Consider the following 13,014-nt stretch of genomic DNA (forward strand, 5'->3'; position numbering starts at 1 on the left):
CCCGCCCACCCCCGCATGTTTCCCCGTTTCAGCGCGGCGGCTATCCGCGCCCGCGACTTCGCACGTCGTCGACCCACGCGCGGAGCCGGTATATCCGACCTGCGTACTCACACCCTGACCTCGACAAATGCCAGACCGACGCAAAGGCGCCATGTCGAGGGAGGTATGTCGACACCGGAAAATTCCGGTTCCTAAGGGATGTCGATTACCGCTCCGCGAAAGCGGTCTACCGGTCGTACGGGATTCGCGAACCGCCGCCCGTGGAATGCGTTACCTGTTGCGCGCTACCCGGCCCGGGTCAAGGCTTGCAGGGCTTCCCGCGCGCGGTCCAAGGCCACATCCCGCGCCCGCGCATCGGCGGCCGCCGGGCCGTGAGCTACCGGCGCGTCGTCCAGGACGATCGAATAGGCCATGCCTTCCGCGCGCAGCAATGCCGTCTCCGTCTGCAGGCGGCGCATCACCGCGCCGGCTTCCTTGGGGTCGGCATAGGCGATGGAGCACAACAGTTCCTCGCCATCCGGGGCCAGCAGCCGGAAGCGGAAACTACCGTTGTCGTCGCGGAAACTCACGAAGCGCGGCGCGCGCGCCGCCGCCTTTTTGCCACCCGCCGCGGGTTTGTCGCCGGTCGCGCCGCCCAGACGTCGCAAGCCCACCGCGTCGCGCAGGCGGGCGATGAAAGGCACCGCCTGCTTGCGCGCCTTATCGGCGCCTGCCATCAGGATGTCCTCGATGCGCCCGGGCGCGGCCATCAGTTCCACATAGCGCTCGCGCATTGCCGACAGGTCGCGCTCCAGCAGGTCGCACAGCGCCTGCTTGGCGTCGCCCCAGCCCATGCCCTGTTCCAGCGCCTGGCGGAACGACGCCGATTCCGGCGCCGAAGCGAAAGCGCGGTACAGCGTGTACAGGTGCGAGTTCTCCGCGTCCTTGGCTTCGCCCGGCTGGCGCGAGTCCGTCACGATGCGCATCACCGCGGACCGCAAAGCCTTCGCGCCGCCTTCGAACAAGGGGATGGTGTTGTTGTAGCTCTTGGACATCTTGCGGCCGTCCAGGCCCGGCAGCGTGGCGACCTCCTCGGCGATCACCACCTCCGGCAATACAAAATAGTCGTCACCATAGATGTGATTGAAACGCTGGGCGATATCCCGCGCCATTTCCAAGTGCTGGATCTGGTCGCGACCCACCGGCACCTTGTGGGCGTTGAACAGCAGGATGTCCGCGGCCATCAGAACGGGATAGGAAAACAGCCCCATGCTGATGCCGTCGTCCGGGTCCACACCCTTGGCAGTGTTCTGGTCCACCGACGCCTTATAGGCGTGCGCGCGGTTCATCAACCCTTTCGGCGTCACGCAGGTCAGCAGCCAGCACAATTCCGGGATCTCCGGAATGTCCGATTGCCGATAGAACGTGACCTTTTCCGGGTCCAGCCCGGCCGCCAGCCAGGTCGCGGCGATCTCCAGCCGGGACCGCGCGACACGCGCCGGATCCTCCGTGGTCTTGATCAGCGCGTGGTAATCCGCCAGAAAGAAAAACGCATCCACGCCGGGTTGCCGGCTGGCCTGGATGGCGGGGCGGATGGCCCCGGCATAGTTGCCCAGGTGGGGGGTGCCGGAGGTGGTGATGCCGGTAAGGACGCGGGTATTCATGGCGACAGGCGAAAAAATCAAAGGACAAGTTTACAGCGCGACCGTATCGCGCCGGACCGAATCCAGGTATTCCTTGGATTGCATCTCCAGGATGCGCGATACGGTGCGGTGGAACTCATTGGCCAGCGAACCTTCGGTGTAGAGGGCTTCCGGCTCCACCGCGGCCGACATGATGAGCTTGACGCGGTGGTCGTAGAACACGTCCACCAGCCAGGTAAAGCGGCGGGCCTCCGACGCGTTGCGCGGCGCCATCTTCGGTACGTCCGACAGGATCACGGCCTGGAAACGGCTGGCCAGTTCCAGGTAATCATTCTGCGAACGCGGACCGCCGCACAGCGTGGCGAAGTCGAACCACACCACGCTGCCCGCCAAGGCCTTGGCCTGCAATTCGCGATGCTCGATATGCAGCACGGGCTTTTCGGGCGGACGGTCGGCCAGCTTGTCGAAGGCCTCCTGCAAGGCGGCATCCGCCTCCGGTCCCAGCGGCGTATGGTAGGCCTTCACCTGCTCCAGCGAACGGCGGCGGTAATCGACGCCCGCATCCACGTTCAACACATCCATGCGGGACTTGATCAACGCGATCGCCGGCAGGATGCGTTCGCGATACAAGGCCTCCGGGTACAGTTTGTCCGGCTCGTAATTCGACGTCATCACGAAAGATGTGCCGTTCTCGAACAGCTTGAGCAGCAGCCTGTGCAGGATCATCGCATCGGCGACGTCCGAAACGTGGAATTCGTCGAAGCAGATCAGCCGATAGCGCTTGGCGACGCGCCGCGCCACTTCGTCCAGCGGGTCCTGCATGCCTTTGACGTCCTGCATTTCACGGTGCACGCTGCGCATGAACTCGTGGAAATGCACGCGCGTCTTGCGCACCACCGGCACGGTGGCATAGAAGGCATCCATCAGGAAGCTCTTGCCCCGCCCGACTCCGCCCCACAGGTACACGCCGCGCGGCACGTCGGGACGATTCAGCAGCTTCTTCAGGGCATTGGAACGCAAAGCCTTGAAGCCCACCCAATCGTCGTAGTACTTCTGCAACCGATCCACCGCGCGCTCCTGCGCCGCATCGGACTTGTAGCCCCGCTCGGCCAGCGCCTGCTCGTAATACTCGCGGACATTCATGGGGTATTCCCAAAAGCCAAAGAAAAAGGCGGATCGTCGCCAATCCGCCCTGCCAGCACGATGGCGGCGTCGCCTTAGAAGTTCAGCGTGCGCTTGTCCACGGCCAGCGCCGCTTCCTTCACGGCTTCCGACAGGGTCGGATGCGCGTGGCAGATGCGGGCGATGTCCTCGGCCGCGCCGCGGAACTCCATGATGGTCACGGCTTCGGAGATCAGCTCCGACGCCATCGGGCCGATGATGTGCACGCCCAGGACCTCATCGGTCTTGGCGTCGGCGATCACCTTGGCGAAACCGGTGGTATCGCCCAGCGCGCGCGCGCGGCCATTCGCCAGGAAGGGGAAGCTGCCGGCCTTGTACTCGCGGCCCTCGGCCTTGAGCTGCTGCTCGGTCTTGCCGACCCAGGCGATTTCCGGCGAGGTGTAGATCACCCACGGCACGGTATCGAAGTTGACGTGGCCGTGCTGGCCCGCGATGCGCTCGGCCACCGCCACGCCTTCTTCCTCGGCCTTGTGCGCCAGCATGGGGCCGCGCACCACGTCGCCGATGGCCCAGACGTTGGGCAGGTTGGTCTTGCAATCGGCGTCGACCGTGACGAAGCCGCGCTCGTCCAGTTTCAGGCCCACCGTATCGGCCTTCAGGCCGTCGGTATAGGGCACGCGGCCGATCGACACGATCAGCTTGTCCACCGTCAGCGTCTGCGGCTCGCCCTTGGCATCGGTGTACGGCACCGTCACCGACTTGCCGCTGGCCTTCACTTCGCCGATCTTCACGCCCATCTGGATGTTCAGGCCTTGCTTGGTGAAGACCTTCAGCGCTTCCTTGGCCACTTGCTGGTCGGCCGCCGCCAGGAACTCGGGCATGGCTTCCAGGATGGTGACCTCGGCGCCCAGGCGGCGCCAGACGCTGCCCATTTCCAGGCCGATCACGCCGGCGCCGATCACGCCCAGCTTCTTCGGCACGGCGCTGATGGCCAGCGCGCCATCGTTGGACAGCACGTTCTTTTCGTCGAAAGGCAGGCCGGGCAGCGCGCGCGCCGCCGAACCCGTGGCGACGATGATGTGCTTGCCCACCAGGTCGTCCTGGCTCTGGCCCGTCACCTTGATCCCCCAGCCGCCTTCCACCTGGCCGGCGAACTCGCCCTTGCCATGGAAGAACGTGATCTTGTTCTTTTTGAACAGGTACAGGATGCCGTCGTTGTTCTGCTTGACCACCGAGTTCTTGCGGCCCAGCATGGTTTCGACCTTGACGCTGGCGCCCTTCACTTCGATGCCGTGCTCGGCAAAGTGGTGGTTCAGCTGCTCGTAGTGCTCGGACGATTGCAGCAGCGCCTTGGACGGAATGCAGCCGACGTTGGTGCAGGTGCCGCCGGGCGCGGGGCCGCCCTGGGCGTTCTGCGCGGCGTCGATGCAGGCGACCGACATGCCCAGTTGCGCGGCGCGGATGGCGGCGATGTAGCCGCCGGGGCCCGCGCCGATGACGATGACGTCGAATTGTTTAGACATGGATTTCTCGCGAGTTGGAGCGGTGCGGACCGGCATGACGCCGGCCGACCGGCAGGATGTAGCGCAAGGCGATGAACCTGTGGGGTCCGGGCGAGGCGCGATACGCGCGCACCCGGCCCGGTCCGCGGTTCCCGGCGCTGCCGCCGGGAACCGTGGAGCGATTTACAGCTCCAGCAGCAGGCGCTGCGGATCTTCCAGCGCTTCCTTCATGGCGACCAGGCCCAGCACGGCCTCGCGGCCGTCGATGATGCGATGGTCATACGACATGGCCAGGTAGTTGATCGGACGGATAACGATCTGGCCGTTTTCGACCACCGGACGTTCCTTGGTGGCGTGGATGCCCAGGATGGCCGACTGCGGCGGATTGATGATGGGCGTGGACAGCATGGAGCCGAAGACGCCGCCGTTCGAAATGGAGAACGTGCCGCCGGTCATTTCCTCGATACCCAGCTTGCCTTCGCCGGCGCGCTTGCCGAAGTCGGCGATGGTCTTTTCGATCTCGGCGATGCTGAGCTGGTCGGCATTGCGCAGGATGGGCACCACCAGGCCGCGCGGGCTACCCACGGCGATACCGATATCGAAGTAGCCGTGATAGATGATGTCCTTGCCGTCCACCGACGCGTTCAGCACCGGGTATTTCTTCAGCGCGGCCACGGCGGCCTTCACGAAGAAGGACATGAAGCCCAGCTTGACGCCGTGTTCCTTCTCGAACTTCTCTTTGTACTTGTTGCGCAGGTCGATCACGCCCTGCATGTTGACCTCGTTGAACGTGGTCAGGATGGCGTTTTCCTGCTGCGACTGCAGCAGGCGCTCGGCCACGCGGGCGCGCAGGCGGCTCATGGGCACGCGCTGCTCGGGACGGCCGTCCAGCGACAGCTGGGTGGGGGCCGGCGCGGGCGCGGCGGCCGGCTTGGCGGCGGGCGCGGAGGCCGGGGCGGAACCCGCTTCCAGCGCGTCGCCCTTGGTGATGCGGCCGCCACGGCCGGTGCCGGTGACGCCTTCGGGCGAAACGCCCTTGTCGGCCAGAATCTTGGCGGCGGCGGGCGAAGCCACCGTGCTGGATGCGGCGGGCGCGGGCGCGGCCGCGGCCTGGGCGGCCTTGGGCGCTTCGGCGGCGGGCGCGGACGTGGGCGCGGCGGCGGCGGCCTTGGCTTCCGTGTCGATCTTTGCAATGACCTCGTCGGACGTCACGGTGCTGCCGTCGCCCTTGACGATTTCGGCCAGCACGCCCGACGCCGGGGCGGGTACTTCGAGCACTACCTTGTCGGTTTCGATTTCGATCAGGATCTCATCCGCCTGAACGGCCGCGCCAGGTTGCTTTTTCCAGGTCAGGAGGGAAGCCTCCGACACGGATTCGGACAACTGGGGGACTTTGACTTCGATTTGGGCCATTTTTATTCCGTAAAGTGATGTTCGTGTGATCTACGCGCGCGCGTCCGCCGCGGCGGACGCGCGCTGTTCGCGCCAGCGCTTACTTGGTCAGCATGAAGCCCTTGTACTTGGGCGCCAAGGCTTGTTCCACCAGCGCCTTCTGCTGTTCCTGGTGCTTGGCCAGGTAGCCGACGGCGGGCGAGGCCGAGGCGGGACGGCCGGCATAGGCCAGCTTCTGCCCTTCGGCCATGTTTTCGTACAAGTGATGCTGCACGTAGAACCACGCACCCTGGTTCTGCGGTTCGTCCTGGACCCAGATGACTTCCGTGGCCTTCGGATACTTGCGCAGTTCCGTCTCGAACGCCTTGTGGGCGAAGGGATAGAGCTGTTCGACACGAATGATCGCGACATTGTCCAGGCCACGTTCCTTGCGGGCGTTGACCAGGTCGTAATAGACCTTGCCGCAGCACACCAGCACGCGCTTGACCGACGCGTCCTTGATGCTTTCGTCGACTTCGCCGATGACGGGGCGGAAGCCGCCGCCGGTCAGGTCGGACAGCGGCGAACCGGCATCCTTGTTACGCAGCAGCGACTTCGGCGTCATGATGATCAGCGGCTTGCGGAACGGCCGGATCATCTGGCGGCGCAGCAGGTGGAAAATCTGCGCCGCGGTGGTGGGCTGCACCACCTGCATATTGTTGTCGGCGCACAGCTGCAGGAAGCGTTCGATGCGAGCCGACGAGTGTTCCGGACCCTGGCCTTCGTAGCCGTGCGGCAGCATCATGGTCAGGCCGGACTGGCGGCCCCACTTGGCTTCGCCGGCGCTGATGAACTGGTCGATCACGACCTGGGCGCCGTTGACGAAGTCGCCGAACTGGGCTTCCCAGATGGTCAGGGTGTTCGGTTCGGCGCTGGAATAGCCGTATTCGAAGCCCAGCACCGCTTCCTCGGACAGCACCGAGTCGATCACGACGAAAGGCGCCTGGCCTTCCGACACGTTCTGCAGCGGGATGTAGGTGCCGTCGTTCCAGCGCTCGCGGTTCTGGTCATGCAGCACGGCGTGGCGGTGCGTGAACGTACCGCGGCCCGAATCCTGGCCGGTGATGCGCACGGCATAGCCGGACGACACCAGCGTCGCGAAGGCCAGGTGTTCGCCCATGCCCCAGTCCAGGTTCAGTTCGCCGCGCGCCATGGCGCGCCGGTCGTTCAGCAGGCGGTTCACCAGCGGATGCACCGTGAAGCCTTCCGGCACGGTCGTGATGCGTTCGCCGATGCGCTTCAGTTCGGCCAGCGGCACGCCGGTGTCGGCCTGGTCCGTCCACTTGGCGCCCAGGTAGGGCGACCAGTCGATGGCGTACTTGCTCTTGTAGTCGGTCAGCACCGGTTCGATGGTGCGATGGCCGTCTTCCATCAGCTGGCGATAATCCTTCACCAACTGGTCGGCATCGGCGTCGCTCAGCACGCCTTGGGCGACCAGCTTGTCGGCGTAGGCCTTGCGGGTGCCGGGATGATGGCTGATCCGCTTGTACATCAGCGGCTGCGTCAGCGACGGGGTGTCCTGCTCGTTGTGGCCCAGCTTGCGGAAGCAGACGATATCGACCACGACGTCATGGTGGAACTGGGCGCGGTAGTCCAGCGCCAGGCGCGTCACGAAAACCACGGCCTCGGGATCGTCGCCGTTCACGTGGAAGACCGGGGCTTCGATCATCTTGACCACGTCGGTGCAATACAGCGTCGAACGCGAGTCGCGCGGATCGGAGGTCGTGAAACCGATCTGGTTGTTGATGACGATGTGCAGCGTGCCGCCCGTGCCGTAGCCGCGGGTCTGCGCCAGGTTCAGCGTTTCCATCACCACGCCCTGGCCGGCGAAGGCCGCGTCGCCGTGCACCAGCACCGGCAGGACCTGCTTGCCCTCGTGGTCGGCGCGGCGTTCCTGGCGAGCGCGGCAGCTGCCTTCGACCACCGGGTTGACGATTTCCAGGTGCGACGGGTTGAAGGCCAGCGACAGGTGCACCGGGCCGCCGCGCGTCGACAGGTCGCTGGAAAAGCCGTTGTGGTACTTGACGTCGCCGTCGGTCAGGCCTTCGGCGTGCTTGCCTTCGAACTCGGCGAACAGGTCACCGGGCATCTTGCCCATGATGTTCACCAGCATGTTCAGGCGGCCGCGGTGGGCCATGCCCACGACGATTTCCTGTACGCCGTTTTCGCCGGCGTGGTTCACCACTTCATCCATGGCCGCGATGAAGCTTTCGCCGCCTTCCAGCGAAAAGCGCTTCTGGCCCACGTATTTCGTGTGCAAGAAGCGCTCGAGACCTTCGGCTTCGGTCAGCTGCTGCAGGATATGTCGCTTATGTTCGGTGGTGACCGGCGGCGAGCTGAGCGTGGATTCCAGTCGTTCCTCGATCCATCGCTTGACCGCCGGATCCGAGCAATGCATGAACTCGGCGCCGATCGTGCGACAGTAGGTGTCGCGCAGGTTCTTGAGGATATCGCGCAGCGTCATCGTGCTGGCGCTGGTGAAATACGTGTTGGTCGCGGAATAGACCTGGTCCAGGTCGGCTTCCGTCAGGCCGTAGAAGGCCGGATCCAGCTCGGGGATCGTCGGGCGTTCCTGGCGCTTGAGCGGGTCCAGTTCGGCATAGCGCGAGCCGAGCGTGCGATAGGCGCCGATCAGCTGCTGCACCGACACCTGCTTGGAAGCGACCGACAGATCGGGTTCCTGGGCGCGGTGAACGAAACCATTGGTGCGCGCGCGCTGGGCGAACGACGCGACGATGGGAGCGTGGGCCTGGTCGCGGGTGGTTTCCTGGCCGTCCGTGGCGGGCAGGTGCTGCAGCGAATCGAAATAGCTGCGCCAGTTGTCGCCGACCGCGGAGGGATTGTCGAGATAAGCCTCGTAGAGCTCTTCGACGTAGGGAGCGTTGCTCCCGAACAGGTATGAGGTGGACTTGGATTCGATCTCTGTGGACATATAACGCTTCACCTTACCGGGTGCTTCACCCGTTGCGATGCAGGGAAAACCTTCCGCGACACGGCTCAACCGGTTGGCGGATAGCGGGGCAGAAGGCACGTACAAGCCTTGATAGCCGTATCGAAGCAGTATAGCGCTTTGTATGACCGCTCGTGTGGCGCGGTCCGTCCAAAGCGATGAGCGGGATGCGGCCAGGGCATTTTGCGGGGTTTTCGTGGCGCGGCGACGACAATAACGTTCAGGGCCCGGTCAGCCCGCCACGCGGCGGCCCCCGTGGTTTACGCCGCGCTGCAACAAGCTTCCGGCCACGCTTTCTGCTGAAATAACCCGTTTTTCCCATCCCTCTTGAAGGCTGCACCGCAATGGACGAAACCCTTACCAAACTGGCCCTGGATTATCACGCGTATCCCACGCCGGGCAAGATCTCCGTCATGCCCACGAAGACGCTGGCGAACCAGGACGACCTGTCGCTGGCCTATTCGCCGGGCGTGGCGGCGGCCTGCATGGCCATTCACGCCAACGGTGACGACGCGGCCTCCAAGTACACCTCGCGCGGCAACCTGGTGGGGGTGATCACCAACGGCACGGCCGTGCTGGGCCTGGGCAATATCGGCCCGCTCGCCGCCAAGCCGGTCATGGAAGGCAAGGGCTGCCTGTTCAAGAAATTCGCGGGCATCGACGTATTCGACATCGAATTGGCCGAAACCGATCCGGACAAACTGGTGGATATCATCGCCGCCCTGGAGCCCACGCTGGGCGGGGTCAATCTGGAAGACATCAAGGCGCCCGAGTGCTTCTACATCGAAAAGAAGCTGCGCGAACGGATGAAGATTCCGGTTTTCCACGACGACCAGCACGGCACGGCCATTATTTCCTCGGCGGCCATCCTGAACGGCCTGAAGGTGGTCGGCAAGCGCATGGACCAGGTCAAGCTGGTCTGCTCCGGCGCCGGCGCGGCCGCCATCGCCTGCCTGGACATGCTGGTGCAACTGGGCATCCGCCAGGAAAACATCTACGTGACGGATTCGCGCGGCGTCATCTGGGAAGGCCGCGAGGCCAATATGGAGCCCAATAAAAAGCGCTATGCCCGCCACACCGACGCGCGCACGCTGGCCGACGTGGTCAAGGACGCCGACGTCTTCCTGGGCTGCTCCACCGCCGGCGTGCTGACCGCCGAAATGGTCACCACCATGGCCAGCCAGCCGCTGATCCTGGCGCTGGCCAATCCGGACCCGGAAATCCGTCCGGAGGTCGCCAAGGCGGCCCGCCCGGACTGCATCATCGCCACCGGCCGGTCGGACTATCCGAACCAGGTCAACAACGTCCTGTGCTTCCCCTTCATCTTCCGCGGTGCCATGGATGCCGGCGCCACGCGGATTACGGAAGAGATGAAACTGGCCGCGGTCAAGGCGATCGCCGACCTGGCCGAAGCCGAACAGAACGACGAAGTCGCGCGCGCCTATGCCGGGCAGGAACTCAGCTTCGGGCCCGACTACATCATTCCCAAGCCCTTCGACCCGCGCCTGATCGTCAAGATCGCTCCGGCCGTGGCGCAGGCGGCCGCCGACTCCGGCGTGGCGCTGCGGCCGATCCAGGACATGGAGGCCTATCGCCAGAAATTGATGGGCTTCGTGTATCACTCCGGGCCGCTGATGCGCCCGCTGTTCCAGCAGGCCAAGAAAGCGCCCAAGCGCGTGATCTATGCCGATGGCGAAGACGAACGCGTGCTGCGCGCCGTGCAGACCGTGGTCGACGAGCAGTTGGCGCGCCCGATCCTGGTCGGCCGGCCGTCTGTCATCGAAATGCGGGTGCGCAAGTTCGGGCTGCGCCTGGTCGCCGGCGACAACGTCGAAATCGTCGACCCGGAAGACGACGCCCGCTTCAACGAGACCTGGAACGCGTACTACCACATGCGCGGTCGCCAGGGCGTGACACCCGCCATCGCCAAGGCCATGGTCCGCAAGCACAACACGCTGATCGGCGCCATGCTGTTGCAGCGCGGCGATGCGGATGCGCTGCTGTGCGGCGTCGGCAGCCGCTACGACAACCAGTTGAAGTACGTCGACGAAGTCATCGGCCGCAAGGCCGGCACCCAGGCCTATGCCGCGCTGAACGTGCTGATGCTGCCCGACCAGACCCTGTTCATCGCCGACACGCACGTCAACGAGGATCCGACCGCGGAAGAACTGGCCGACATCACCATCCAGGCCGCCGACGAAATGCTGCGCTTCGGCGTGGTGCCGAAGATCGCCCTGCTTTCGCATTCGAACTTCGGCAGCCGCAGCACCGCCTCGTCCAGCAAGATGGCCAGGGCCCGCCAGCTGGTGTCGGAACGCGCGCCCAACCTGGAGGTCGATGGCGAAATGCATGCCGACGCCGCGCTGTCCGAATCCATCCGCATGGCGTCCTATCCGGACAGTTCGCTGAAGGGGCCGGCCAACCTGCTGATCATGCCCAATCTGGATACCGGCAACATCACGTACAACATGCTGAAGATGACCGGCAGCCGCGGCATCGCCATGGGTCCCATCCTGCTGGGCGCCGCGCGACCCGTGCATATCCTGACCAACAGCGCCACCGTCCGCCGCATCGTGAACATGACGGCGCTGGCGGTGGTCGACGCGCAGCAGGAAGCGGCGGAGGCGGCCAAGCGCCGTTGAAACCGCGCCGCCCGGCGGCATGGCTGGCGATGACCATATCAGGGTAAATTTCCGGGTGCCCCTGCGTACGTGCAGGCAGGCACCCGGCACATGATCGCGCTGGCCGCGCGCCCCGATAGGACACTCGCACGATGCTGACCGACGCCCTGCTCGCCTGGCTGCACTTCCTGGCGATCTTCACCCTCATCGTTCCCCTGGCCGCGCAGGCCGTGCTGCTGCGGCCGGACATGCCCGCGGCTACCGTACGCCGCCTGGCCAATTACGACCGCTTCTACCTGGCCTGCGCGCTGGCCGTCATCGCCACCGGCCTGCTGCGCCTCTTCTACGGCGCCAAGGGCGTGGCCTTCTACCTGCCCAATCCCTGGTTCCACGCCAAGATGGGCCTGTTCGTGCTGATCGCCGTGCTGTCGGTCCGCCCTACCGTGGCCTTCCTGAAATGGCGCCGCCAGGCCCGCATGCTGCCCGGTTTCGTGCCCACCAACGGCGAAATCAAGCGCATCCGCCGCTGGGTCATGATCCAGGCGCATCTGCTCGGCTTCCTACCCTTGTTCGCCGTGCTGATGGCCCGCGGCATCGGCCGCTGAGGGACACGTACCGTCAACGCCCGTTGGCGCGGCGCCGTGCGCCGTCGCCACATTCAACGCGTTCCAGCCGCTGAAGGGCGTAACCGGCGTAACGGGCGTAATGGGCGTAATGGGCGTAATGGGCGTAATGGGCATAACCGGCGTAATGCCGTCCGACGTTGAATCGCCATGGACGCGCCCCGCGGAACGGCGCGCTCCGCACCGCTACCGAGGACGCTCTTTCCCTCCGGAAGGCCGCGCGTGGCGCCGGCCCTCCGCCTACAGGAGCGATCCCCGATCATGCAAATTACCCTGGCCACCTTCATCCCCTGCTGCGTCAGCCGCCCTCCCGACGAAACCGACAGCATCGCCAACCTGCGCGATATCGAATGCGCCATCAAATCGGTAGCGAAGAGCACGGGCCTGAGCCGTGCGGGCCGCGAAGCCTTGCTGCAGTGGACCGGCTGGGGCATCTACGCCACCGCCATGTCCATCCAGGACCCCCATCTGGGCAACCAGCCGGGCTGGCATATCGTCCTTCCCTACGATCAGGCCGCCGCCAAGGACAACCTGCACCGCTTCCTGCAGCGCGCCGGCGAACTGCTACCGGCGGCGTTGGCCGCCACGAAGGCGTATTACGAACACAGCCTTATCCCCGACAACGAGGACGCCTTCCTGGATTTCGATGAACCCGGCCCCGACTTCAAGGCGCTCAAGACCACGCTGCGTACCGAAAGCGGCAAGGAACGTTTGCGCGCGCTCCCGGTGAAAGACCTGCCGCGGCACGCCGTGCCCTTCGACACCCTGCCGGCCTGGGCGGTGGAGACGGCCCTGTTTTCCACCAATCTGGTCGGCAAGGACTGTCACGGCATGTCCTTGAAAGGGCTGGATCTGCGGTATCTGCACGCGCCGGGGATAGACCTGGAAGGCGCCGATGTGACCCATACCAACTTCTTCGAGGCCAATCTGTTCGGCGCGCACTGGGCGAACACCAAGATACGCGGCACGGTCATGCCGATAATCCGTTGATACCTGCCCCCCGCCCAGGCAGGCGCCCCGCCTCAAGCGCGACACGCGCACCACGGCTTGACGCGGCAAAAGAAAAAGGGCCGCGAATAGCGGCCCCCTCTGCAGGCTTGCGGCAAACACGCATGCCGGCGCCGGCATCGCGCCGGCGCCTTG

General features: G+C 65.2%; 8 protein-coding genes. 3 read left to right on the plus strand and 5 right to left on the minus strand.

Translation table 11 applies throughout. The annotated features are described in order from the left end of the window. Positions 1 to 284 precede the first annotated feature (284 nt). From ACNA0R_RS26375 to ACNA0R_RS26395, 5 genes are all read right to left on the minus strand, one after another. Positions 285 to 1,643 (minus strand): tryptophan--tRNA ligase, encoded by a 1,359-nt coding sequence (locus ACNA0R_RS26375; RefSeq protein ID WP_415829045.1) that lies wholly within the window; start codon positions 1,641 to 1,643, stop codon positions 285 to 287. Between the two features lie 30 nt (positions 1,644 to 1,673). Further along, complete coding sequence (gene zapE / locus ACNA0R_RS26380; protein ID WP_415829046.1) at positions 1,674 to 2,765, minus strand: cell division protein ZapE; 1,092 nt, start codon at positions 2,763 to 2,765, stop codon at positions 1,674 to 1,676. Between the two features lie 74 nt (positions 2,766 to 2,839). Beyond that, a complete protein-coding gene (gene lpdA, locus ACNA0R_RS26385; RefSeq protein WP_415829047.1) occupies positions 2,840 to 4,267 on the minus strand; it encodes a dihydrolipoyl dehydrogenase in 1,428 nt (475 codons plus the stop codon). Between the two features lie 162 nt (positions 4,268 to 4,429). After that, on the minus strand, positions 4,430 to 5,659 hold the full coding sequence (gene odhB, locus ACNA0R_RS26390; protein WP_415829048.1) for a 2-oxoglutarate dehydrogenase complex dihydrolipoyllysine-residue succinyltransferase: 1,230 nt from the start codon (positions 5,657 to 5,659) through the stop codon (positions 4,430 to 4,432). A 79-nt stretch (positions 5,660 to 5,738) separates the two neighbouring features. Further along, a complete protein-coding gene (locus tag ACNA0R_RS26395; protein WP_415829049.1) occupies positions 5,739 to 8,609 on the minus strand; it encodes a 2-oxoglutarate dehydrogenase E1 component in 2,871 nt (956 codons plus the stop codon). Between the two features lie 362 nt (positions 8,610 to 8,971). Between ACNA0R_RS26395 and ACNA0R_RS26400 the strand changes: the two genes are divergently transcribed. From ACNA0R_RS26400 to ACNA0R_RS26410, 3 genes are all read left to right on the plus strand, one after another. Beyond that, positions 8,972 to 11,269 (plus strand): NADP-dependent malic enzyme, encoded by a 2,298-nt coding sequence (locus ACNA0R_RS26400; protein WP_415829050.1) that lies wholly within the window; start codon positions 8,972 to 8,974, stop codon positions 11,267 to 11,269. Positions 11,270 to 11,400: 131 nt separating this feature from the next. Continuing rightward, a complete protein-coding gene (locus tag ACNA0R_RS26405) occupies positions 11,401 to 11,853 on the plus strand; it encodes a DUF2214 family protein (protein ID WP_415829051.1) in 453 nt (150 codons plus the stop codon). Between the two features lie 279 nt (positions 11,854 to 12,132). Continuing rightward, on the plus strand, positions 12,133 to 12,861 hold the full coding sequence (locus tag ACNA0R_RS26410) for a pentapeptide repeat-containing protein (RefSeq protein WP_415829052.1): 729 nt from the start codon (positions 12,133 to 12,135) through the stop codon (positions 12,859 to 12,861). Positions 12,862 to 13,014: the final 153 nt, after the last annotated feature.

The sequence above is a fragment of the Bordetella sputigena genome, assembly GCF_965137885.1.
In the GTDB taxonomy this organism is placed as follows: domain Bacteria; phylum Pseudomonadota; class Gammaproteobacteria; order Burkholderiales; family Burkholderiaceae_B; genus Bordetella_C; species Bordetella_C sputigena.